Source organism: Tenggerimyces flavus (assembly GCF_016907715.1).
GTDB lineage: Bacteria > Actinomycetota > Actinomycetes > Propionibacteriales > Actinopolymorphaceae > Tenggerimyces > Tenggerimyces flavus.
The window spans coordinates 3,867,374-3,889,664 of record NZ_JAFBCM010000001.1; the positions used below are offsets into that span (position 1 = coordinate 3,867,374).

The window sequence follows — 22,291 nt, forward strand, 5'->3', positions numbered from 1 at the left end:
CGCGCTTACGGTACCGAGTCCAGCTGGGCAATAGAGTCCAGGGAGCCGCCCAGTTGGAAGGAGCTACCGGCCGTGAACGAACGTGTGCTGGACACGCCCGAGGTCGACCTCGTCTACGACGTCTACGGCCCGCTGCCGACCGCGGACGGGCGATCCCCGCTGCTGATGGTCGGCCAGCCGATGGACGCGACCGGCTTCGCGACGTTGCGGTCGTACTTCCCGGACCGGACGGTCGTGACGTACGACCCGCGCGGCCTCGGTCGCAGCAAGCGCAAGGACGGGCGGGTGGACCACACGCCGGAGGTGCAGGCGTTCGACCTGCACGCGATCATCACCGAGCTCGGCGTCGGGCCGGTGGAGGTGTTCGGGAGCAGCGGGGGAGCGGTGACCGCGCTCGAACTCGTGGCGAGCTACCCGGACGACGTGACCGTTCTCGTCGCCCACGAGCCGCCGATCATCCCGCTGCTCCCCGACGCCGAGGCCGCGAGGCGGGCCCAGCAGGGGATGCTCGACGCGTACCAGGCGAAGGGCGCCGGTGCGGGGCTGGCGACGTTCATCGCAATGACGTCTTGGCAGGGCGAGTTCACCGAGGGCTATTTCGCGCAGCCGGCGCCGGATCCCGCGGCGTACGGGATGCCGACCGACGACGACGGCTCGCGCGACGACCCGCTGCTCTCCGACCGGTCCCTGTCGATCACCGACTATCGCCCCGACTCCGCCGCGCTGGCCGCCTGCTCCACTCGCGTCCTCGTCGCGATGGGGGAGGAGTCGCGCAACCTGATGACGGGCCGTACGGCTGAGGCGACCGCGTCGTTCCTCGGCCAGCAGGTGACGATGTTCCCCAGTCACCACGGCGGGTTCGCGGGCCCCGAGTTCGGCTACCCCGGCCAGCCCGAGGCGTTCGCCCAACGGCTGCGCGAGGTACTCGACGGATCAGAGTGACCAACCGCGAGCGGTTCGGGTGAGCTGCACGAACCCGAGCCGCTCGTACAAAGCCAGCTCTGCCGTGTCGTCCGGCGCGGCGTACGTCAGCAGCCGCTCCACGCGGCCCAACGACAGCCACTCGGCCGCCGCGCCGAACAGCCGCGTGGCGACGCCCTTGCGCCGGAACTCCTTCTGTACAAAGAGATTCCCCACGTCCGCCCAGCCCGCCAACCGGGCCAGTCGCTCGCCGTCGGCGAGGCTCTCCACCTCCAGGTAGCCCGCCTCGGCGCCCTCGAGGACAGCGGTGAAGCGCGTCCCGTTCACGCCCACCGACCGCCGAATCTCGGCTTGTCCTAATGTCTTGATGTCCTGACATTCTGACCAAGTGCGAAGGTCGGGGACTCGGGCGAGCAGCACCAGCTCGGTGTCGCCGGTGTGCTTGAAGCCGGCGCGTTCGTAGATCGCCCGGACGTGCGGCCACTGCTCCGGTACGCCGTAGCAGGCCGGCGCGGGCAGCGAGCCGTCCGCGTACCGCACCCGGACCTGCCACCGCACCAGCTGCGCGAGGCAGGCGGCCGCCAGCTGGTCGCCGACCGCGGCGGCGTCCGCCCAGGGCGACTCGGGCGCCCAGCAGACCAGCCAGCGGAGCACGCCGGCGTCGCGGTAGTCCTTGCCGACGCGCTCGTCCGACGCGTAGCGCTGCAGGTGAGCCGCCGCGACCAGACGTTGGCGTTGGAACGCCACGAGTGTGACGCGTTCGGCGACCCAGGGATCCTCGATGAACTCGGCCGGCTCGCTCTCGAGCTGGCTGAGCACCGTACTCACCGACACCGAGACGCCGGGGACGACGGCCTGGAGGTGGGCGTTGACGAGGTGGGTGAGCTGTTCGCGATCGCCGCGATGGAACGGCCGGATCTCGATCGAGGACATGAGCGGACCTCCACGAAACTCTGTGAGAACAAGGAGGCCGCTACCGGTGCGGCACGTCCCGACCCTAACAGCGCGCGGCAGCTTGTGGCCACGGCCGTTGACGACGACCTCAGGCAACCTGTCAGATATCTGACAGAAGGAGTCTGGCGTTCCGAGGAGCCCTCATGAAGTCGCTGATCCTGCTCGCCGCCCTTGTCGTCCCGCTCGCCGTCGCGCCCGCCGTCGCACCGGCCCAAGCGGCGCCGGAGCCGCAGGTGTTCGTCCAACAGGTGTTGTTCAAACGGGATACGAACGGGTTCGACTGCTACCGCATCCCCGCGATCGTCCGCACCGAGCAGGGCACGCTGCTCGCGTTCGCCGAGGCGCGCCGCGACAACGGCCTGAGCTGGTGCAACGACGCCGGCCACCTCGACCTCGTCGTACGCCGTTCGACCGACAACGGCACGACGTGGGGCCCGGAGATCACGGTCGCTGGCGGCCCGTCCGCGACCCGCGGCAACCCGGTGCCGATCGTCGTCGACGGCGGCCCGAACGACGGCCGCATCGTGCTGCTCACGACGCAGAACCCGTTCGGGCAGAGCACGCCGCGCACGCCGTACGTCCAGTTCTCCACCAAGGCGCAGGACGGCACCGCCTGGACGGCGCCGAGGAGCCTGGCCAGCGAGATCGACGACCCGACGTGGGGCTGGTACGCCACCGGGCCGGTGCACGGCATCCAGCTGAAGCGCGGTGCCCATGCCGGCCGGCTGATCGGCGGGATGAACGCCGACACCCCGAGCGGCAACCTCGCCGGCCTCGTCTACAGCGACGACGCGGGCGACACCTGGCACCTCGGCGGGACGCGACCGGGCGCGAGCGCGAGCATCCTCCCGCAGGAGCTCAGCCCGATCGAGCTCGCCGACGGGCGCATCTACCTCGCCGCGCGCAACCAGGCGACCGGCGCGCAGTGGCCGCGTGCGTACGCGATCAGCGTCGACGGCGGCGCGACGCTGACCGCGCCGTTCGCGTTCGTCACGAACCTCGCCGCGACGCCGCGCGTGCAGGGCTCGACGCTCCGGCTGCACGCGACCGACGAGGGAGACAGGTACAACCGGATCCTGTTCGCGACGCCGAACGACCCGACGTTCCGCAAGAAGCTGACGATCTACTCGTCGTACGACGAGTCGGCAAGCTGGCAAGGCGGAAAGCAGATCACTCTGGACCGCTCCGGCTACTCCGACCTGGTGGAGATCGGCAACGGGCGGATCGGCGTGCTGTACGAGGCCGGGTTGGAGAGTGGCGACGCGCGCGACGAGATCCGGTTCACCACGTTCACCGAGGCCGATCTCGGGCATCCGGACGGGAGCACGGCGGGGCCGAGGACGCCGGACGAGTCGGGCCGCGACCTAGACGCGTACGTGCGCGGCGCTGCCGGCACGGTCGCGGGACGGTACGGCGACGCGATCGACCTCACCGGCGGCTCTCTCCAGGCACCGTACGCGCTGTCGCTGGCGATCGGGAGCGGCGACTTCACCGTGTCGGCGTGGATCAAGTACGGCGCGACGAAGGGCGACCAGGCGATCTTCTGGGCTTATGGGCAAGGCGAAACCGCCCCACAGGTGTGGCTACGGGCCGAGCCCGGCGCCGCGCGGATCCGGGGGCTGATGACCACCGGCGCCGGGACCGCGTCGGTGGCGTCGACGCAGGCGTACGACAACCAGGCCTGGCATCACGTCGCGCTGCAACGCGCCGGCGCACAGCTCCGGCTGTTCGTCGACGGCACGCAGGTGTCGTCGGTCGCGGCACCGGCCGGTTCGGTCAGCACCGCAAGGCCGTTCCGGGTGTACGTCGGTCAACGACTCGACGGAGTGCACCGCTTCGACGGGCAGCTCGACGAGGTCCGGCTGTACAAGCGCGCGCTGACCGCGGCGGAGCTGACGAGCGTCCGTACGAGCAACGCGACGCCGCCAGGTGCGGAGCTGCGACTGCCGTTCGAGACCATAGGGGGATGAGGACCCCGCTGTATCTCGACGCGCAACGCCGGCTGCGCGACTTCATCCTGGCCGAGAAGCTCGGGCCCGGTGACCCGTTGCCGGCGGAGTCGCGGCTGGCGGAGGAGCTCGGGATCAGCCGGCTGTCGCTGCGCGAGGCGACGAAGAGCCTGCAGACGTTGGGGATTCTGCAGGCACGGGTGGGGCGGGGGTTGTTCGTCAGTACGTTCAGCTTCGCCCCGATTCTCGAGCAGCTGCCGTACAGCGCGGGTGTGGGCGGCAGCTCGCTGGCGGAGGTGTTGCAGGTCCGCGAGGCGCTCGAGACCGGGCTGGTCGTGGAGGTCGCGCGGCGGATGTCCGCTTCCGACCTGGATGCGTTGGATGCCTTGGTCGAGGAGATGGCGACGGCCTACGCGGCGGGGGACAGCCTGGCGGACGTGGACCGCCGCTTCCACGTGACGCTGTTCGCGCCGTTGGGCAACACGTTGTTGACGGGGCTGATCGAGCTGTTCTGGGACCTGTTTCACAAGCTGGAGAAGGAACTTCCGGCGGGCGACCAGCACTCCGTCGACGTGCACCGCGATCTCGTGGCCGCGTTGCGATCCGGTGATCCCGGGCAGATGACGCGTGCGGTCAGCGACCACTTCGAGGGGATCCGCCGGTCGTTGGCCTAGGTCGTCTTGGCGGGGAAGTCGTGCACCTTGGCGCTCGCGATGAGCTCCTCGACGATCGGGTCGAGCTCGAGCCTGCGTTCGATCTTCTCCAGCTGGGGCACCTCGGCGCGCGTCTCGGCGAGCGGTGAGGCGAACAGCGTGCAGCAGTCCTCGTCGGGCAGGATCGAGATCTCGGCGGTGCCGATGCGTTCGGCCTCGGCCACGATCTCGGACTTGTCCCAGCCCAGCAACGGACGCAGCAACGGGAGCTCGGCGGCGTCCTCCACCGCGACCAGGTTGGCGAGCGTCTGGCTGGCGACCTGGCCGAGCGAGTCGCCGGTGATCAGGGCGTCGGCGCCGATCTGCTTGGCGAGGTAGGACGCCGTGCGGACCATCAACCGGCGCTGCGCGAGCACCTGCAGGTTGCCGGCGCCGGCGGTCGCGAGCGAGCGTTGCGCGTTGCCGAACGAGACGACCCACAGCCTCGATCCGCCGCCGCGGAACTTGTCCAGCTTCGTGACAAGTCCGTACGCCTTGTAGATCGACTGCGGGCTGGTGAACGGCATGCCGGAGAAGTGCACGTAGTCGCTCGAGAGGCCGCGGCGCATCGCGCGGTAGCCGGCGACGGGGGAGTCGTACCCGCCGGACAGCAGTGTGAGCGCGCGCCCGTTGACGCCGACGGGGAGGCCGCCCTGGCCGGGCAGCTTCGCGGTGTAGAGCAGGGCTTCGTACCGGTCGACCTCGATGCCGACCTCGACGTCGGGGTTGGTCAGGTCGACCTTGAGGCCGAGGCGCTCGCGGACGAAGTCGCCGACGCGTACGGCGATCGCGTGCGAGTCGGCCTCGAAGCCCTTCCAGCGCCTTCGCGGCCTCAGTGCGAACGTGCTGGCCGGCTTGCCCTCCCGCAACAGGGCGACCACGCCTCGTTCGATCGCGCGGAGCGTCGGCTTGACCATCGCCGCACGGTGCACGAGCGCGAGCCCGAGGACGATCTGGCCGCGCTCGATCAGCACGTCGAGCGGGGCGCCGTGGACCACGAGCACCCCGTTGCGGCGGCGGATGGCGACGTCGGGCAGGTCGGCCAGGGTGTTGCGGAGGTTGCGGAGGAGGACCTCCTCGAACCTCCACCTGTTGCGCCCCTTGAGTGCCAGCTCGCCGTACTTGAGCACGACACACGGTTGCATCTTGCGCGTCCTTGTCTAGGTGGGTTCGTACCTATGGTCCGCCCAGTCAGCGTGTCGCGCCAGTGCGGTAATACTGGGCTGGTGCGACTGACGGAGTTCTGGCGGCGGATGGACCATCACCTCGGCGCGACCTACGCGCGTACGTGGGCGCGCGACCACGTCATCGCCGAGCTTGGTGAGCGTACCGTCCAGCAGGCTCTGGACTCCGGGACGCCCGCGAAAGAGGTGTGGCGGGCTGTGTGGCTGAGCTTGGGGTTGCCGGCTTCGGAGCGCTGATCCCTGGGCTTGTCCCGGGCTTCGACGCGGTTTCGGCGTGTCGGTTTCGTTCGAACGCCTGTTCGGCCTACGCTGCTGGTGTGGACAACTGGCGGGCCGGCCTTTTGTCCACAACCGACCGATTCGCAGCGTTGTCCACAGCAGCTCCGACCGCCGTCCCGGTTGTCGGTGGCTCGGTCTAACGTCGCGGATGTGACGACGAAAAAGACGCGGGCTCCACGACGGGCCCCCGACCCGAACGGGATGGCCAGCATGGCGGCTCAAGATCGCGACAAGGCGCTCGATACCGCGCTCGCCCAAATCGAGCGGCAGTACGGCAAGGGCGCTGTGATGCGTCTCGGCGACGAGGGACGCGCCCCGATCGAGGTGATCCCGACGGGCGCGATCGCGCTCGACGTGGCGCTCGGCATCGGCGGCCTCCCGCGCGGCCGCGTCGTGGAGGTGTACGGGCCGGAGTCCTCCGGTAAGACCACGCTGGCGCTGCACGCGGTGGCGAACGCGCAGGCCGGGGGTGGTGTGGCCGGGTTCATCGACGCGGAGCACGCGCTCGACCCGGAGTACGCGAAGAAGCTGGGCGTCGACACCGACGCGCTGCTCGTCTCGCAGCCGGACAGCGGTGAGCAGGCGCTGGAGATCGCGGACATGCTGATCCGTTCCGGCGCGCTCGACATCGTGGTGATCGACTCCGTCGCCGCGCTCGTGCCGCGGGCGGAGATCGACGGCGAGATGGGCGACAGCCACGTCGGCCTGCAGGCGCGGCTGATGAGCCAGGCGCTGCGCAAGCTGACCGGTGCGATCAACTCGTCCAAGACGACGGTGATCTTCATCAACCAGCTGCGCGAGAAGGTCGGCGTGATGTTCGGCTCGCCGGAGACGACGACCGGTGGCAAGGCGCTGAAGTTCTACGCGTCGGTGCGGCTGGACGTTCGCCGGATCGAGACGCTGAAGGACGGCCAGGACGCGGTCGGCAACCGGGTGCGGGTCAAGGTCGTGAAGAACAAGGTGGCCCCGCCGTTCCGGCAGGCCGAGTTCGACGTCCTGTTCGGCGAGGGCATCAGCCGCGAGGGCAGCCTGGTCGACCTGGGCGTGGAGAACGGGATCGTGCGCAAGGCCGGCGCTTGGTACACCTACGAGGGTGACCAGCTCGGGCAGGGCAAGGAGAACGCGCGGAAGTTCCTGAAGGACAACCCCGAGATCGCCAACGAGATCGAGAAGAAGATCAAGGAGAAGCTCGGCATCGGCCCGCGCCTCGACAACCCCGCCGACGCCGCCGCGGGCGAGCCGCCCGTCGACTTCTGAGCGGCAACCCCATGAACGTGTGGCCTGGCGCAACCACCTGCCCGACTCCCTCCTCGGCCAGGTGGCCCCGCCAGGCCGCACCCCTTTCCGTGCCCACCCCGCGCTGGCCAACACCCCGCCACCCCCACGCCCACGCCGCCGTCGCGGCGTCGCCGCCACGGCGATGGCTGGTCATCACCGATGACCATTCGTCTCGGCGTCAGCCCTCCCGAGGGCTCGCTAGTGCCGCAAGCCAACTGTCCCCATCGACGGTGGCGGCGACCTCGCCACCACCCACCACCTTCCTCGATCACGCCGCCGATGCGGCGACGCCGCCACGGGGGTGGCTGGTCGTCACCGATGTCCACTCGTCTCGGCGGCAGCCCTCCCGAACGCCCGCACATGGCGCAAGCCATCTGCCCTCATCTGTGGCGCGGGCGGTCACTCCATTCCTCATCGCCGAGGCATCCGCCTCGTCATCCATCCCTCAGACCTCGGTGGAGGCGTGATGGCTGGGCGCAAGTTCTCCGATCGCAGGGCTCGGGCCAAGGCCGCTCCTCCCGACGAGCTCGACGAGAAGCTCCAGTCCGATCCCGCGGCAGTTGCCCGGTCGGTCGTCCTCCGCCAGCTCGCCCTCCAGCCCCGTACACGCGCGGAGCTGGCCAAAGCGCTGGAGCGCAAGGGCGTTCCCGACGAGGTGGCGGAGGAGGTTCTCAGTCGGTTCGGCGACGTCGGACTGATCGACGACGCCGCGTTCGCGCAGTCGTGGGTGGAGTCGAGGCACGCCGGTCGGGGTCTGGCCAAACGCGCACTCGCGTACGAGCTGAGGAAGCGTGGCGTCGACGACCAGGACGTCAACGAAGCGGTCGACCAGCTCGCCCCGGAGACGGAGCTCGCCACCGCGAGGGCACTGGTGGCGAAGAAGCTCCGCAGCACCCAACAGCTCGAGCCGCAGGCGCGGGTACGGCGGCTCGCCGGGATGCTCGCGCGCAAGGGGTACCCGCCGAGCCTCGCTGTCAGGGTCGTTCGCGAGGCTCTCGCCGGCGAGGACACCGAGGATCTGCTCGACCATCTCGAGCTGGAAGACGACCGCTAGCCACGCTCACGGTGCACGGCCACGCCGACCACGACCAGCGCGATGCCGGCGAACTCAGCCCAGGTCGGCACCTGCCGCAACACCAAGACCCCGATCAACGTCGCCGTCGCCGGCAGCAGGGCCAACAACAGGGCGAACGTCGCGCGCGGCAGCCGGGCCATGGCCAGCTGGTCGCAGACGTACGGGATCACCGACGAACAGACCCCCACCGCCACGCCCGCACCCAGCAGCGCCCAGGACGAGAACGCGGGCAGCGCGGCGCCCAACCCCACCGGCGTCACCACGACGGCGGCCACCAGCATCGCGACACCCAGCCGATCGATGCCCGCCCGGCCACCGTCCGCGGCCAGCCGGTGCCCGAGCACGATGTACAGCACGAACAACGCACAGTTCGCGAACGCCAAAGCCACCCCCAGCGGCGACCCCGCCCACCGCACGTCCACCAGCAGCACCACGCCACCGACGGCGAGCAGCAGTGCCAGAACGTTCCGCCACGACCGCAGTCCCACCGCCGCCAGCACGATCGGCCCCAGGAACTCCAGCGCCCCCACCGTCGACAACGGCAACCGCGCGATCGCCAGGTAGAAGCACACGTTCATCGCCCCGAGCACCAGGCCCATCGCGACCAGCAGCCACCGCGACCGCGAAGAAGCGGCCGCGAACGCACGCCAGGGCCGGCGCCACACACCGAAGACCACCGCCGCGGAGGCGATCCGCAGCCAAGCCACCCCAAGCGCGTCCACTCGTGCGAACAGGAGCACCGCGAAAGCCGGCCCCAGGTAGTGGAACACCGCGCTGACCCCGAAGTACGCCTGCGCCGGCACCCGCTTCACAAGATCAAAGCCTGGCCCGCCAGAGCACCAGCCGGCCATGGCAAGATCGACGCCATCGAGCCGAACAGCCTTAGGAACCGAAAGCATGAGCCGCGAAGACTTACCGAACGGCAAACACCCGCTCGACGACACCGACCGCAAGCTCCTGCAAGAGCTCCAGCGCGACCCCCGCCAGTCGATGAGCCAGCTCGCCAAGCAGGTCGGCATCTCTGCCCCCACAGCAGCCCAGCGCACCAGCCGTCTCGAACGCAGAGGCGTGATCCGCGGCTACCGCGTCGACCTCGACCCAGCAGCCCTCGGCCGACCAGTCGCCGCGTATGTACGCATCAGACCAGGCCCCGGCCAGCTCCAGCGCATCGCCGAGCTCGTCCAACGCACCGAAGAGGTCGTCGAATGCCACCGGATCACCGGCGAGGACTGCTTCCTGGTCAAGGTCCACGTCCCGACGGTCACCGCGCTGGAGGAGGTCCTGGACAAGTTCCTCCTGCACGGCCAGACCACGACCTCCATCGTGCAGTCCTCACCGGTACCGTGGCGCCAGGTCCCCCTCGACTAACAACCTGACCAGCAACCCCGAGGGTGGCCAGCCAAGGCTGCGAAACCGTCACGGACGGCGCGCATTCTTGACCGGTTCGTAACCTCCACCTAGCCTCCTAGACACCAGAAGAATCACTCCGCCGCCTGGCGGAGCCTGACGCACCGAAGCAGTAACCACGACAACGCCGAATAAAAACGACAAGCTCACAGTGACCGGGAAGGCTCCTTCCGGGATACGTAGACGTACTTCTCGTTTGGTGAATTCGAGCTCGATCTCGGACGTCCGCCAGCCAGCAAGGTGAGGGCAGCGGCGCCCGTGTCGACCCCTCCCGGTCCCGGTGAGGGGTGCTTGGTGTTGTCGCGATCTCTTCGGACATGTAGAGCCCTTGGCCGGGGTTCGACGAAGGGAGCGGCTGATGTCCACGATGGAGGTCGTCGTTTTCATCGTCGGGTTGGGCATTCTCGCCCTGCTCGCAGTGATGGTCGTCCAGATGTCCAAGTCCAAGTCGATCGGCCTGCAGAAGGTCGCGGCCGCCGAGCACGAGCTCGAGGAAGCGCGTCGCGACGCCACGAGGATCCGTTCCGACGCCGAGTCCGAGGCGCGCCGGGCCGCCACCGACATCCGGACCACCGCCGACACCGAGGCCGCCGAAACTCGCCGGCAGGCCGACGAGAACGCCTCCGCCGCCCTCGCCAGGGCACGGCTCACCCGCGACGAGGCCGAACACGAGGTCCGCGCCCTCCGCAGTGAGGTCCGCGAGCAGCGCCTCGACATCGAGCGCCGCGAGGGCAGGGTCGCCGAACGCGAGACGCGCCTCGACCAGTCCCAGCGCGAGCTGGACGACCGTACCCGCGAGCTCACCGAGACCGAAGCGAAGATCGACACCAAGAAGGCCGAGCTCGCCAGCATCGAGGCCGAGCGCCAGCAGGTGCTCGAACGGACCGCCGGACTGTCCGCCGAAGAGGCGAAGGCCGAGCTCGTCGCCACCATCGAGAACGACGCCAAGCGCCAGGCAGCGATCATCGTTCGCGACATCGAGCACAAGGCCCAGGAAGAGGGCGAGAAGCGCGCCCGCAAGATCATCACCGCGTCGATCCAGCGGCTCGCGACCGAACAGACCTCGGAGTCGGTCGTCTCGGTCCTGCACCTGCCGAGCGACGACATGAAGGGCCGCATCATCGGCCGCGAGGGCCGCAACATCCGTACGTTCGAGCAGGTCACCGGCGTCAACCTGATCATCGACGACACCCCCGAAGCCGTCCTGCTCTCGTGCTTCGACCCGGTCCGCAGGGAGACCGCGCGGATCGCACTGGAGAGCCTCGTACTCGACGGGCGGATCCACCCGCACCGGATCGAGGAGGTCTACGAGCGCAGCAAGGGCGAGGTCGAGGAGCTCTGCGTACGAGCGGGGGAGGACGCGCTCGTCCAGACCGGCCTCACCGACATGCACCCGCAGCTGGTCCAGACACTTGGCACGCTGCGGTACCGGACGTCGTACGGCCAGAACGTGCTCAAGCACCTGATCGAGTCCGCCCACGTCGCCGGCATGATGGCGAGCGAGATCGGTCTGGACCGGCAACTGATCAAGCGGTCGGCGCTGCTGCACGACATCGGCAAGGCGCTGACGCACGAGGTCGAGGGCAGCCACGCGCTGATCGGCGCCGACCTGGCCCGCAAGTACGGCGAGGACGACGACGTCGTGCACGCGATCGAGGCCCACCACAACGAGGTCGAGCCGCGTACGGTCGAGGCGATCCTCACCCAGGCCGCCGACGCGATCTCGGGTGGGCGCCCGGGTGCCCGGCGCGAGTCGTTGGAGGCGTACGTCAAGCGGCTCGAACGGCTGGAGGAGATCGCGAACGCGCACGACGGCGTGGACAAGGTGTTCGCCATGCAGGCCGGCCGCGAGGTCCGCGTGATGGTGGTGCCGGACGTGGTCGACGACATCCAGGCCCAGGTGCTCGCCCGCGACATCGCCAAGCAGGTCGAGGAAGAGCTCACCTACCCCGGCCAGATCCGCGTCACCGTCGTCCGCGAGTCCCGCGCCATCGAAACCGCCCGCTGACCCCGACTTCCCTCACCGAACCGGGGTTTACCACGTGGCAATCGCGCGCAAAACCCCGTTCCGGTAAGGGAAGTGGCGCCAGCTGTGGACGACCCGGATCGCGCACCACTGCCCGGCCAGCTCGAGCGGGGGCGCCGTGATCATGTACGTGATCATGAAGCTGGAACGGCGATATGGCGCGCTCTGCCTTCATGCTCACGTACCTGATCACCGCAGCGGGGCGGGGTGCAGCTGCTGACCCCGACTTCCCTCACCGAACCGGGGTTTGCCACGTGGCAATCGCCCGCGAAACCCCGTTCCGGTAAGGGAAGTGGCGCCAGCTGTGGACGGCCGGCCCAGCTCCGGTGCCCGACCAGCTCGAACGGGTGGCGGCCGCGGTGGTGGGGGTGGTTGCGAACGGACTTGTTCGACAGATCTCGGCCTGGAAGCCGAGGTCTCTCGAACAACTCGCACGGTTCCGCCAGCGGCGGGCGCTCGTGACTTTACCCACGGGAGGGGCGTTCCCGGCCCCTGCGAGACACCGCCGAGCCCCGTCCGTGGGCAAGGGGCGTTGCGCGGCGGGCGCGCCGGGAGGATCATCCCGAGCATGGGGTGCTCGCCGGAGCGGCCCGGGCTCGGAGGTGGTTCAGGTGGACGCTTTCGACATGTCGATCGCCGGCTCGTTCCTCGTCCTGTTCATCGTCGTGCTGCCGATCGCGATCCCGGTCGCGATCGCCGGGTACGTCGCCGATCGGATCTACGCGAAGCAGAGCAAGCCGATGCTGCTCCGCAACGGCCTGCTCCGCAGCAGAGCGGCCACGAGCCACCGCTACTACCACGACGTCGGCGACCCCTCCGCCAGCTAGAAGCAGCTAGAAGCAGCTAGAAGCAGAGGTCAGCCGGTCGCAGCCCCACCCATGCCCGCGTCGGGGATGTTCGTGACCTGCACGACCGCGCGACCCTTGCGCCGCTGCCGCGCCTCCAGCCAGCCGGCCAGTCGAGACAGCCCGTAGTTGATCGCGATGAAGATCGCCGCGAGCACCAGCCCCACGGCCAGGATGTTGTCGTACTGCGGGTTGATCGCGATCCGGCGCGCCACGCTGACCACGTCGGGCGCGGAGATGACCAGGCCGAGCGCGGTGTCCTTCAGCGCCACCACGCACTGGCTGATGATCGCCGGCAGCATCGTCGAGATCGCCTGCGGTACGAGGATCCGGATCATCACCCCGGACTTGCGCAGCCCGATCGCGTATCCCGCCTCACCCTGACCGCGCGGCACCGCGAGGATGCCCGCCCGGAAGATCTCGGCCAGCACCGAGCCGTTGTACAGCGTCAACGCGATCACCAGCGCGCCGAACCGTTCGGTGACGTTTCCGTACGCGATGAACAAGAAGATGATCAGCAGCACCAGCGGGATCGCGCGGAAGAACTCCACGATCGCGATGCTCGGCCAGCGCAGCCAGCGGTGGTCGGACAGCCGGCCCGCGGCGAAGACGGCGCCGAACACCAGCGCGCACGCGATCGACACGACCGCTGCCAGCAGCGTCAGCCCGAGCGCCTCGCCGAGCGACCGGATGATGCCGAGGTTGGCGAACGGCGTCCACTTGTCCCACGTGATCTGCTCGCGCTCGTACAGCAACCGGAGGACGAGCCACAGCACGTACGCGATCGCCAAGCCGGCAAGGATCCCGCCGATCAGGTTGCGGCGCCGCGCCTTCGGGCCAGGGACGTCGAACAGGACCGACGACTGGCTCACCTTCGGCTGCCGGACGCGCTTGGCCTTCTTCGCCTTCGGCGCCTTCTTGCCCTTCGGATCCGGCTTCGGCGCGGGTTGGGCTGTTTGCTGGCTCATCGGCTCACCGCCCACCGTCGTTCGAGAAGTCCAGCGATGCCGGAGATGAAGAACACGATGATCACGTAACCCAGGGCGATGCCGAAGAACAGGAACCACAGCGAGCCGGGGAAGTCGCGAACGAGATTGTCCAACTGGTACGTGGCTTCGGTCACGCCGAAGGCCTCGGCGACCGCGGTGTTCTTCGCCAGCGCGATGTAGATGCTCGCGAGCGGCGGGATCACCGTACGGATCGCCTGCGGCAGCACGACGTGCCGAAGGGTCTGGCTGAACGTCATGCCGAGCGAACGCGCCGCCTCGGCCTGCCCGGCCTGCACCGCGTTGACCCCCGATCGCACGGCCTCACAGACGAAAGCCGCCGCGTACAAGGACAACGCGATCACCGCGCGGAAGAAGAAGCTCGACTGGAACCCGAGCTCGGGTAGCGCCACGACGAAGATGATGAACACCACGACGAGCGGTGTGTTGCGGAAGATCGTGACGTACGCGGTGCCGAACCAGCGAAGCGCCGGCACAGGCGACACCCGAAACGCGCCCAGCACGACCCCGAGGATCGTGGCGATCAGCGCGGACGCGCCGAGCAGCTGCAGCGTCGTTCCGAAAGCAGCCAGAATCTGCGGCAGCTTGTCGATCAGGACGTTCACCGGGGTGTTGCCTCCCCTCGGTCGTCAGGAACACTCAGAAACACAAGGAACCAGGTCAAACACAACGCTGCCCGGTACGTACGCGACGCACCGGGCAGCGATGATCGCTACGAGCAGGGGTCCGGCGCCGGCGGCGTCGGAGCGTCCACGCCGGCCTCGCCCAGGGTCTGGTCGAAGGCCTTCTTCCAGATGCCGTCGTCGACGATCTTCTTGTACGTGTCGGCGAGGTAGGTGCAGAACGCGGCGTCGCCGTGCTTGTAACCGATGCCGTACCGCTCCTCGGTGAACGGCTCACCCACGACCTTGAGCTTGTCGGGGTCCTGCGAGGCGTACCCGAGCAGGATCGCGCCGTCGGTGGTGACCGCGTCGACCGAGTTGTTCTTCAGCTGGGTCACGCACTCGGAGTACGTCGCGAACGGAACGGGCTGCGCGCCGTACTTCTCCTCGACCGACTTCAGCGAGGTCGAACCGGTGACCGAGCAGACCTTCTTGCCGCTGAGGTCCTCGCCCTTGTTGATCGAGTTGTCGTCCTTGCGCACGAGCAGTTGCTGACCGGTCACGTAGTACGGGCCGAACTGTCCGACCTGAGTGCGGCGGTCGTCGGTGATCGAGTACGAGGCGATGACCAGGTCCACCGTGCCGGCCTTGAGGAACGGCTCGCGGTTCTTGGAGATCGTCTCGACGAACTCGACCTTGTCGGGCGCGATGCCGAGGCCGGCGGCCATGATCTTGCCCACCTCGACGTCGAAGCCGGTCTCTTCGTCCGTCGCCGGGTCCTTGTAGCCGACGCCGGGCTGGTCGAACTTGATGCCGATCTTGATCGTGCCCGCGTCGGCGAGCTTCTTCATCGTGGTGCCGGCGTCGAAGCTCGGATTGTCGGCGACCTCGAGCAGGCTCTCTCCGCCCCCGCCTCCACAGGCGCTGAGCGCGAGTGCGGCAACGGCACCTACGGCGAGGAGCCGCAACCTGGTGTTTCTCATGACGTGCCCTTTCTCCCTCCGTGACCTGCTGCAGTGCGTCACGTCAGTGTTTGAGGATCTTGGATAGGAAGTCCTTCGCCCGTTCGGACCTCGGGTCGGTGAAGAACTCGGCCGGCTCACGTTCTTCGACGATCTGTCCCTCGGCCATGAACACCACGCGGTTGGCGGCGCTTCGAGCGAACCCCATCTCGTGGGTGACGACGACCATGGTCATCCCGGACTTCGCGAGATCGGTCATGACGTCGAGCACCTCCTTGATCATCTCCGGGTCCAGCGCGGAGGTGGGCTCGTCGAACAGCATGACCTTCGGATCCATCGCCAGGGCACGTGCGATCGCAACCCGCTGCTGCTGTCCCCCTGACAGCTGGGCGGGGTACTTGCTGGCCTGGTTGGCGACGCCCACTCGTTCGAGGAGGGCCATCGCCTTGTCTTCTGAGTCCTTCTTGGGTTGCTTCCGCACCTTGATCGGACCGAGCGTCACGTTGTCCAGGACCGTCTTGTGCTGGAAGAGGTTGAACGACTGGAACACCATCCCCACGTCAGCGCGAAGCTGCGCGAGGGCTTTCCCTTCCGCGGGGAGCGGCTTGCCGTCCAGGGTGATCGACCCCGAGTTGATCGGCTCCAACCGGTTGATCGCCCGGCAGAGCGTGGACTTGCCGGAGCCCGAGGGCCCGATCACCACGACAACCTCACCGCGCTTGATGGAGAGGTTGATGTCCTGCAGAACGTGGAGCGTCCCGAAGTACTTGTTCACGGCAGAAAGGACCACCAGCGGCTGCCCGGTTCCGGCAGGCGAGGCCGCCTCGGAGCTTGTGGTCGTGTCAGTCATGCACGGGAAGGTACCCGCTCAGTCGGCCGTCGCGCGATAAGACCCGCAGTTCTGTAACACCATTGGTTCGAAGTCTTTCGGCCCGCACCAGGGGATCCGCGCCTGGGAGTGCCCGATGCGTACGTGTTTGCCCGATGTTCCATCCCGTTCCACGTCGATCTGGCCCCGCGGCAGGCTGGGCGTGCTCGCCGGACTGGCGCACCGTAACCTTGGACCTGCCATGACGACGACAGCGCCGGCCCGCACGTACGAGGTCCGTACGTTCGGCTGCCAGATGAACGTCCACGACTCCGAGCGCCTCTCCGGCCTGCTCGAGGACGCGGGCTACGTCCGCGCGCCCGCCGGCGACGCCGCGGACGTGGTCGTGCTCAACACCTGCGCCGTGCGCGAGAACGCCGACAACAAGCTGTACGGCAACCTCGGCCTGCTCGCCCCGAAGAAGACGGCGCGGCCCGACATGCAGATCGCGGTCGGCGGCTGCCTCGCGCAGAAGGACAAGGGCGAGATCGTGCGGCGCGCGCCCTGGGTCGACGTGGTCTTCGGGACCCACAACATCGGCTCGCTGCCGGTGCTGCTGGAACGCGCCCGGGTGGCCGGCGAGGCACAGGTCGAGATCAAGGACTACCTCGAGACGTTCCCGTCGACGCTGCCGTCGCGCCGGGAGTCGCCGTACGCGGCGTGGGTCGCGGTCAGCGTCGGCTGCAACAACACCTGCACGTTCTGCATCGTGCCGGCGCTGCGCGGCCGGGAGAAGGACCGCCGGCCGGGCGAGATCCTCGCCGAGGTCGAGGCGCTGGTCGCCGAGGGCGTGCTCGAGGTGACGCTGCTCGGGCAGAACGTCAACGCGTACGGCGTCGAGTTCGGCGACCGGTTCGCGTTCGGCAAGCTGCTGCGCGCCATGGGGCCGGTGGAAGGGCTGGAGCGCGTCCGCTTCACGTCCCCGCACCCGCGCGACTTCACCGACGACGTGATCGCGGCGATGGCCGAGACGCCGAACGTGATGCCGCAGCTGCACATGCCGTTGCAGTCCGGCTCGGACACCGTGCTGCGGGCGATGCGCCGCTCGTACCGGCAGGCGCGCTACCTCGACATCGTGGCGAACGTCCGTGCGGCGATGCCCGACGCGGCAATCACGACGGACATCATCGTGGGCTTCCCGGGCGAGACCGAGGCGGACTTCGAGGAGACGCTGAACGTCGTCCGCGAGGCGCGATTCTCCGCGGCGTTCACGTTCCAGTACTCCAAGCGGCCGGGCACTCCGGCGGCGGAGATGGACGGGCAGATCCCCAAGCAGGTCGTGCAGTCCCGGTACGAACGGCTGGTCGAGGTCGTCGAGGAGCTGGCCTGGTCGGAGAACAAGCAGTTCGTCGGCCGCGAGGTCGAGCTGCTCGTGGCCGAGGGGGAGGGCCGCAAGGACGCCGCGACCGCGCGCCTGTCCGGACGGGCTCGCGACAACCGGCTGGTGCACTTCACGCCGGGGGACGCCGCGGCGCGTCCGGGCGACTTCGTGCGGACGACGGTGACGTACGCCGCGCCGCACCACCTGGTCGCCGACAGCCCGCTGCTCGACGTCCGCCGCACCCGGGCGGGCGACGCGTGGGAGCTGCGGCAGGCGCGGCCGGCGGAGGAGCCTGTCAAGGGCGTCTTGCTCGGCATGCCCTCGTTGCGGTCTTAGGTCAGAAGCCCAAGCAGGGCACGCTTGTCGGGCTTTCCGCTCGGTGCGACGGGGACGTCGTCCAGGATCGTGAACGTGTGCGGGACGCTCGCGTCGCCGAGCTCTTCGCCCACGTGCTTGGCGAGATTGGCGAGATCCGGCGTCCGGCCGGCGTTCGGGACGACGAACGCGTGGATCGCTTCGCCCGTTGACTCGTCCGGGGCGCCGACGACGTACGCCTGGTCGACGTCGGGGTGGCTGGCGAGGGTCTGCTCGATCGCGCCGGCGTAGTGGATGATCGCGTTCACGATGACGATGTCGCGCGCTCGTCCGATCAGCCGCAGGAAGCCGAGCTCGTCGAAGTCCGCGAGGTCGCGGGTGCGCATCCAGCCGTCCTGGCCGAGCGCGTCGGCGGTCTGTTCGGGGTCGTTCCAGTAGCCATCCATCTGGTACGGGCTGCGGACGTACAGCTCGCCGGCGCGGACCTCGGTCTCGACGAGCGGGTGCGGGCGGCCGACGGACGCGGCGGCGGGCGACGGCCAGGCGCCGAGGTCGTCGGGGGTGAGCAGCGTGACCAGACAGACCTCGGTCTGCCCGTACGCCTGGTGGACGACCGGGCCGAGCCTCTCGGTGGCGTCGTGGAGGCGCTGCGGGGTGATGGGGGAGCCGGAGACCATGACCGCCTTGAGTGTGCTGACGTCCAGGCCGTCGCGCTCGACGCGGTCGAGCAGCCCGTAGAGGCGGGGGACGGTGCAGAGGATGCCGGTGATGCGGTGGCGTTCGATCGCGTCCTCGAACGGGGCGGTGCGGTCGGGGATGACCGCGGTGCCGCCGGTCGCGAGGCAGAACGTGAGGTAGTCCATGACCACCTGGCTGGACAGCGTTCCCATCAGCAGGAGCCGTTCGTACCCGGCGGCGAGGCGCGCTACCGGAGGCGTCCAGTTGGCCGGGTTGTACGCCCAGTGCGCTGCCAGGGCTCGGTAGCTGTAGGCGCAGCCCTTGGGATTGCCGGTGCTGCCGCTGGTGAAGAACAGCCAGCCGATGTCGTCCGGTCTCGACGCTGTTTCGAGGGTGCTGGCTGGGGCGTGGGTCCGCAGATCTTCCAACGTGTGCAGCGGAATCGCTCCGGCGGCCTCCTCGACTTCTGGCGTGGCGGTGTCGACGACGACCGCGGCGACGTCTGTCGCGAGCATGTGGGCGAGCTGGCGGGGCGTCCAGCCGGGCCGTACGGCGACAACGCGGCAACCGAGGACGTGCGCGGCGAGCTGGACGGCGAACGCGTCGGGCGAGACCCCGGTAAGGATCGCGACGCCGTCGCACCTGCCCAGTCCGCGTGCGCGGAGAGCGGCGGCGAACGTACGGACGGTGTCGTACACCTCGGCGCGGGCGACCTCGCGGCCCTCGTACTCGAAGGCGGGGCGGTCGGGCCAGCGGGTCAGGGCGTCGAGCAGCGGCTGAGGGTACGGGTCCACACCGGTTGCACGGGCTGCCCGGGGTCTGGGTTCAGGGCATACCCGGCCGACCTGCCACGATGTGCGCACCCGATGGGCAAGAATGGCCTACGGTCAGGGGCGACGTAGTTGGAGGCATGGATGCGCACGACGCTGCGGGATGTCGCTGAGCTTGCCCAGGTGTCCCCGAAGACGGTGTCGAACGTCGTGAACGGGTACATCCATGTGCGCAAGGAGACTCGGGAGCGCGTCGAGCAGGCCATCGCGGAGCTGAACTACCGCCCGAACCTGTCCGCGCGGAGCCTGCGCCAGGGGCGGACCGGCGTGATCGCGCTGGCGGTGCCGGAGCTGGACCAGCCGTACTTCGCCGAGCTGGCTCGCCACTTCGTGGCCGCGGCGGCGGGGCACGGGTTGACCGTTCTGGTCGACCAGACCGAGGGCGCGCGGGACCGGGAACGTCTGGTGATCGGGGGGATTCGCGACCAGCTGATTGACGGGTTGGTGCTGAGCCCGTTGGCGTTGACCGCGGCGGATCTGGACGAGCGTACGGACGCGACGCCGATGGTGCTGCTGGGCGAGCGGATCCACCACGGACCGGCGGACCACGTCGTCATCGACAACGTTCGCGCGGCTCGGGAGGCGACCGAGCACCTGATTTCGCTTGGCCGCAAGCGCATCGGGGCGATCGGCTCCCAGAAGGTGGCGGCCGGCGTGACGGCGCGGCTCCGGCTGCGGGGTTATCAGCAGGCGTTGAAGTCGGCGGGTGTCTCGGCGGACAAGAACCTGGTCGCCAGCGCGACCCGCTTCCACCGAGCCGACGGCGCCGAGGCGATGGAGCTGTTGCTGGCCCAGAAGCCGTTGCCGGACGCGGTGTTCTGCTTCTCCGACCTGCTGGCGCTTGGCGCGTTGCGTACGTTGGCGTCGCACGGGATCCGGGTGCCGGACGACATCGCGGTGATGGGCTTCGACGACATCGAGGACGGCCGCTTCTCGACACCTACGCTGTCGACGATCTCGCCGGACAAGGAACAGCTGGCGGCGCAGTCGATCGAGCTGTTGAACGCCCAGCTGAACGGCTCGGCCGCGGACCGTGGCCCGCAAGAGGTGTACACGAACTACGAGCTGATCGCCCGCGAGTCGACCATCGGCCGCTAATTCGCTGTACCGCTGGCGGCTGTACGTGCTGAGTGAGCAACGGCCGCTACATATCGATCCCGCCTGGGCCACGATTCGCGAGCTGGCCCAGGCGTTCTTCGCCGAAGGCTGACTCAGCTGGGTCCGCTCAGGTAGAGCGCGTCGATCTCGGCGAAGCAGGCGCCCTTGGTGAACTTCAGCGTGTTCGGCCCGGCGTTCAGGGTCAGGTCGACCCCGACCATGGTCCAGTTCTCCCAGCCGAGAGGCTGGTACTGCACGGACGTCGCGGCGCCGCCGTTCACGGAGAGGTTGTGGCTGCAGACCGTGGTCATCCCGTTCCCGCCGCGGATCCGGATCCGGTGCGGGCCAGCGGTGGCGGCCTGGACGGTGAAGGTGACCGAGCTGTCCGCGAAATCGATCTTGCCGACCTTGGTGCCGCCGGACGAGCTCACGTTGCTACCCAGCCGGACCGCGTTCACCAACGTCGCGTTCGAGGTCTGCTCGGCCTCGTACCGGGTCAGTTCGATGCCGGTCAGCGCCGTGTACCAGCGGGCCGCCGCCCTCGACACCGCGCCGTAGCCCGGGTGGAACGGGTCGATCAGGTCGCCCTGGATCAGCGCGCTGCCGGTGTCGGTCAGCCGCACGTTCCGGCCGGCGCCTGCCAGCGACCCGACCAGGCCGGGCAGGAGCTGGTTGAACGCCTGCACCCGCCGGTTGTGGTTGGCGTCGGCGAGGGGCGGCAGCGTGGTGACGATCACCTCGGCATCCGGCGCGGTGCTGGTGATCCGATTCAGCAGCGCGGTCATCCTGGCCGGCGCACCCGCGGTCGACGCGTCGGTGTACATGTCGTTGGTGCCGATCTGCAGCAGCACGACCTGCGGCTGCTGGGTCTGCAGCCAGCCGATCACGTTGTCGTGGATCTGCTGGATCGTCCAGCCGCCGTGACCCTCGTGGTTCTTGTCCGGCAACGCCGGGCCGCCGGCCGATCCTGAGCCGACGAAGTCCACCTCCCGGCCGTCCGCGGCGAGCAGTTGCCACAGATCGGTCCGGTATCCACCCTGCGCGCTGTCGGCGCCGGCGGTGTTCGAGTCGCCGAGCGGCATGATCCGTACGGTCGCGGCCGCCTCAACCGGCACGAGTGACTGATCCGGGGCCTGCCCCGAGCTCGCCAAGCCGCCCGCCGCCAGGATCGCGGAACCGCCGACCAGGCCGCCCAGCTTCATGGCCCACGCTTTCACTCCCGACTTCATCTGGAATCTCCTGTCCTGACAACGCGAATCGCCAACGTGTGTGGGGATCCCGCCGCGAGTGCACCGACATTTCCACGTTGTAATGCATTAGAACGCAGCGGCCCGAGGCCGCCAAGGGGTCAGTCCAGGCAGCTTGTGGCCAGGAGTTGGGCACCAGCGCTGGCGCGGTGCTGGCGCCGGGCATGGAAGGGACCATCGGCCACTAATTCGCTGTACTGCCAGGCGTTCCCCCGGCTGTACTTGCCTGCGTGAGCATCGGTCGGTACGTCTCGATCCCACCAGGGGACTGGTCGCGGCTCCAGCATGCCCTCGACGGCGGCGGGGTCGAGGCGGCTGTGCGGGAGTTGCTCGGGCTCGCGCTGCATAACGACGACTGGCAACGCGTGCAGGGCGAATGTCTGCGGCTGTTGGACCACGACGAGATCGAGCTCCGGCACAATGCCGCCACGGCGCTGGGGCATCTGGCCCGCCTGCACGGGATGTTGGACGACGGCGCGGTGGCCGAGCTGCTGTGGCGGCTGGACGACCCCGAGATCGGCGGCTCGGTGTCCGACGCGCTGGACGACTACCAGGTCTTCGTCGAACGCGAGCGGCCCATGCGCGCGGCGTTCCGGGCGCGCCACTTCGTCGACCTCCTCCGCCGCATTGGCCGCCTCGCCCTCCCTGCCAACGAGCAGGTCGACTACCTCGAGCGCCTCGGCACCGCCCCGCTCGCGGACGAGCTGGCGAAGGCGTTCTTCGCGCAGAGCTGAGCCAGCGCTGGCATGATGC

Annotated in this window: 21 protein-coding genes; 12 read left to right on the forward strand and 9 right to left on the reverse strand. The window is 69.0% G+C overall.

Going from position 1 to position 22,291, the window contains the following annotated elements; all coding sequences use genetic code 11:
* Positions 1-72 precede the first annotated feature (72 nt).
* Positions 73-942 carry an alpha/beta fold hydrolase gene (locus JOD67_RS18085; protein WP_307782437.1) on the forward strand — a complete coding sequence of 290 codons (870 nt, stop codon included), beginning with the start codon at positions 73-75 and terminating at the stop codon, positions 940-942.
* On the opposite strand, the gene JOD67_RS18090 is transcribed toward JOD67_RS18085, so the two are convergent.
* Positions 934-1,854: a GNAT family N-acetyltransferase gene (locus JOD67_RS18090; RefSeq protein ID WP_205118781.1), complete on the reverse strand. Its 921-nt coding sequence runs from the start codon at positions 1,852-1,854 to the stop codon at positions 934-936. The two genes, JOD67_RS18085 and JOD67_RS18090, sit on opposite strands and share 9 nt — an antisense overlap.
* Before the next feature lie 164 nt (positions 1,855-2,018).
* On the opposite strand from JOD67_RS18090, the gene JOD67_RS18095 reads away from it, so the two are divergent.
* Entirely contained in the window at positions 2,019-3,845 is a 1,827-nt protein-coding gene (locus JOD67_RS18095; protein ID WP_205118782.1) for a sialidase family protein, read from the forward strand.
* Positions 3,842-4,498: a FadR/GntR family transcriptional regulator gene (locus JOD67_RS18100; protein WP_205118783.1), complete on the forward strand. Its 657-nt coding sequence runs from the start codon at positions 3,842-3,844 to the stop codon at positions 4,496-4,498. The genes JOD67_RS18095 and JOD67_RS18100 overlap by 4 nt, the downstream gene beginning before the upstream one ends.
* Here JOD67_RS18100 and thiI read toward each other — a convergent pair.
* Positions 4,495-5,661, reverse strand: coding sequence for a tRNA uracil 4-sulfurtransferase ThiI (gene thiI / locus JOD67_RS18105; RefSeq protein ID WP_205118784.1), 1,167 nt, complete (start codon positions 5,659-5,661; stop codon positions 4,495-4,497). The genes JOD67_RS18100 and thiI overlap by 4 nt on opposite strands.
* 81 nt (positions 5,662-5,742) lie before the next feature.
* Here thiI and JOD67_RS18110 point away from each other — a divergent pair, with 81 nt between their 5' ends.
* The 3 genes from JOD67_RS18110 to JOD67_RS18120 all read left to right on the forward strand — a co-directional run bounded on the left by JOD67_RS18110 (position 5,743) and on the right by JOD67_RS18120 (position 8,311).
* Positions 5,743-5,937, forward strand: coding sequence for a DUF3046 domain-containing protein (locus JOD67_RS18110; RefSeq protein WP_205118785.1), 195 nt, complete (start codon positions 5,743-5,745; stop codon positions 5,935-5,937).
* A gap of 252 nt (positions 5,938-6,189) precedes the next feature.
* Entirely contained in the window at positions 6,190-7,236 is a 1,047-nt protein-coding gene (recA, locus tag JOD67_RS18115; RefSeq protein ID WP_205118786.1) for a recombinase RecA, read from the forward strand.
* Between the two features lie 487 nt (positions 7,237-7,723).
* Positions 7,724-8,311, forward strand: coding sequence for a regulatory protein RecX (locus JOD67_RS18120; protein WP_205118787.1), 588 nt, complete (start codon positions 7,724-7,726; stop codon positions 8,309-8,311).
* Here JOD67_RS18120 and JOD67_RS18125 read toward each other — a convergent pair.
* Positions 8,308-9,144, reverse strand: coding sequence for an EamA family transporter (locus JOD67_RS18125; RefSeq protein ID WP_205118788.1), 837 nt, complete (start codon positions 9,142-9,144; stop codon positions 8,308-8,310). The genes JOD67_RS18120 and JOD67_RS18125 overlap by 4 nt on opposite strands.
* An 85-nt stretch (positions 9,145-9,229) precedes the next feature.
* On the opposite strand from JOD67_RS18125, the gene JOD67_RS18130 reads away from it, so the two are divergent.
* The 3 genes from JOD67_RS18130 (at position 9,230) to JOD67_RS18140 (ending at position 12,592) form a co-directional block, all read left to right on the forward strand.
* Positions 9,230-9,700 (forward strand): Lrp/AsnC family transcriptional regulator, encoded by a 471-nt coding sequence (locus JOD67_RS18130; RefSeq protein WP_205118789.1) that lies wholly within the window; start codon positions 9,230-9,232, stop codon positions 9,698-9,700.
* 397 nt (positions 9,701-10,097) lie between these two features.
* Positions 10,098-11,747: a ribonuclease Y gene (rny, locus tag JOD67_RS18135; protein ID WP_205118790.1), complete on the forward strand. Its 1,650-nt coding sequence runs from the start codon at positions 10,098-10,100 to the stop codon at positions 11,745-11,747.
* Between the two features lie 629 nt (positions 11,748-12,376).
* Positions 12,377-12,592 carry a hypothetical protein gene (locus JOD67_RS18140; RefSeq protein ID WP_205118791.1) on the forward strand — a complete coding sequence of 72 codons (216 nt, stop codon included), beginning with the start codon at positions 12,377-12,379 and terminating at the stop codon, positions 12,590-12,592.
* 29 nt (positions 12,593-12,621) lie between these two features.
* On the opposite strand, the gene JOD67_RS18145 is transcribed toward JOD67_RS18140, so the two are convergent.
* The 4 genes from JOD67_RS18145 to JOD67_RS18160 all read right to left on the reverse strand — a co-directional run bounded on the left by JOD67_RS18145 (position 12,622) and on the right by JOD67_RS18160 (position 16,031).
* A complete protein-coding gene (locus tag JOD67_RS18145) occupies positions 12,622-13,578 on the reverse strand; it encodes an amino acid ABC transporter permease (protein WP_205118792.1) in 957 nt (318 codons plus the stop codon).
* Complete coding sequence (locus JOD67_RS18150; RefSeq protein WP_205118793.1) at positions 13,575-14,222, reverse strand: amino acid ABC transporter permease; 648 nt, start codon at positions 14,220-14,222, stop codon at positions 13,575-13,577. Before JOD67_RS18150 ends, JOD67_RS18145 begins: the two co-directional genes overlap by 4 nt.
* Positions 14,223-14,329: 107 nt before the next feature.
* On the reverse strand, positions 14,330-15,202 hold the full coding sequence (locus tag JOD67_RS18155; protein WP_205118794.1) for a glutamate ABC transporter substrate-binding protein: 873 nt from the start codon (positions 15,200-15,202) through the stop codon (positions 14,330-14,332).
* A gap of 43 nt (positions 15,203-15,245) precedes the next feature.
* Positions 15,246-16,031: an amino acid ABC transporter ATP-binding protein gene (locus tag JOD67_RS18160; protein ID WP_372442335.1), complete on the reverse strand. Its 786-nt coding sequence runs from the start codon at positions 16,029-16,031 to the stop codon at positions 15,246-15,248.
* Positions 16,032-16,251: 220 nt separating this feature from the next.
* On the opposite strand from JOD67_RS18160, the gene miaB reads away from it, so the two are divergent.
* Positions 16,252-17,706: a tRNA (N6-isopentenyl adenosine(37)-C2)-methylthiotransferase MiaB gene (gene miaB, locus JOD67_RS18165; RefSeq protein ID WP_205118795.1), complete on the forward strand. Its 1,455-nt coding sequence runs from the start codon at positions 16,252-16,254 to the stop codon at positions 17,704-17,706.
* On the opposite strand, the gene JOD67_RS18170 is transcribed toward miaB, so the two are convergent.
* Entirely contained in the window at positions 17,703-19,157 is a 1,455-nt protein-coding gene (locus JOD67_RS18170) for a class I adenylate-forming enzyme family protein (protein WP_205118796.1), read from the reverse strand. The two genes, miaB and JOD67_RS18170, sit on opposite strands and share 4 nt — an antisense overlap.
* A 120-nt stretch (positions 19,158-19,277) precedes the next feature.
* On the opposite strand from JOD67_RS18170, the gene JOD67_RS18175 reads away from it, so the two are divergent.
* Complete coding sequence (locus tag JOD67_RS18175; protein WP_205118797.1) at positions 19,278-20,291, forward strand: LacI family DNA-binding transcriptional regulator; 1,014 nt, start codon at positions 19,278-19,280, stop codon at positions 20,289-20,291.
* Positions 20,292-20,404: 113 nt separating this feature from the next.
* Here JOD67_RS18175 and JOD67_RS18180 read toward each other — a convergent pair whose 3' ends face one another.
* On the reverse strand, positions 20,405-21,520 hold the full coding sequence (locus JOD67_RS18180) for a GDSL-type esterase/lipase family protein (RefSeq protein WP_205118798.1): 1,116 nt from the start codon (positions 21,518-21,520) through the stop codon (positions 20,405-20,407).
* Between the two features lie 248 nt (positions 21,521-21,768).
* Here JOD67_RS18180 and JOD67_RS18185 point away from each other — a divergent pair, with 248 nt between their 5' ends.
* On the forward strand, positions 21,769-22,272 hold the full coding sequence (locus tag JOD67_RS18185; RefSeq protein ID WP_205118799.1) for a hypothetical protein: 504 nt from the start codon (positions 21,769-21,771) through the stop codon (positions 22,270-22,272).
* Positions 22,273-22,291 lie beyond the last annotated feature (19 nt).

Excerpts from the sequence above, each read along its gene's own strand:
- JOD67_RS18090 (WP_205118781.1), bottom strand. The coding sequence starts at position 1,854 with ATGTCCTCGATCGAGATCCGGCCGTTCCATCGCGGCGATCGCGAACAG.
- JOD67_RS18095 (WP_205118782.1), top strand. The coding sequence starts at position 2,019 with ATGAAGTCGCTGATCCTGCTCGCCGCCCTTGTCGTCCCGCTCGCCGTC.
- JOD67_RS18100 (WP_205118783.1), top strand. The coding sequence starts at position 3,842 with ATGAGGACCCCGCTGTATCTCGACGCGCAACGCCGGCTGCGCGACTTC.
- thiI (WP_205118784.1), bottom strand. The coding sequence starts at position 5,661 with ATGCAACCGTGTGTCGTGCTCAAGTACGGCGAGCTGGCACTCAAGGGG.
- recA (WP_205118786.1), top strand. The coding sequence starts at position 6,190 with ATGGCGGCTCAAGATCGCGACAAGGCGCTCGATACCGCGCTCGCCCAA.
- JOD67_RS18120 (WP_205118787.1), top strand. The coding sequence starts at position 7,724 with ATGGCTGGGCGCAAGTTCTCCGATCGCAGGGCTCGGGCCAAGGCCGCT.
- JOD67_RS18130 (WP_205118789.1), top strand. The coding sequence starts at position 9,230 with ATGAGCCGCGAAGACTTACCGAACGGCAAACACCCGCTCGACGACACC.
- rny (WP_205118790.1), top strand. The coding sequence starts at position 10,098 with ATGTCCACGATGGAGGTCGTCGTTTTCATCGTCGGGTTGGGCATTCTC.
- JOD67_RS18145 (WP_205118792.1), bottom strand. The coding sequence starts at position 13,578 with ATGAGCCAGCAAACAGCCCAACCCGCGCCGAAGCCGGATCCGAAGGGC.
- JOD67_RS18155 (WP_205118794.1), bottom strand. The coding sequence starts at position 15,202 with ATGAGAAACACCAGGTTGCGGCTCCTCGCCGTAGGTGCCGTTGCCGCA.
- JOD67_RS18160 (WP_372442335.1), bottom strand. The coding sequence starts at position 16,031 with ATGACTGACACGACCACAAGCTCCGAGGCGGCCTCGCCTGCCGGAACC.
- miaB (WP_205118795.1), top strand. The coding sequence starts at position 16,252 with ATGACGACGACAGCGCCGGCCCGCACGTACGAGGTCCGTACGTTCGGC.
- JOD67_RS18175 (WP_205118797.1), top strand. The coding sequence starts at position 19,278 with ATGCGCACGACGCTGCGGGATGTCGCTGAGCTTGCCCAGGTGTCCCCG.
- JOD67_RS18180 (WP_205118798.1), bottom strand. The coding sequence starts at position 21,520 with ATGAAGTCGGGAGTGAAAGCGTGGGCCATGAAGCTGGGCGGCCTGGTC.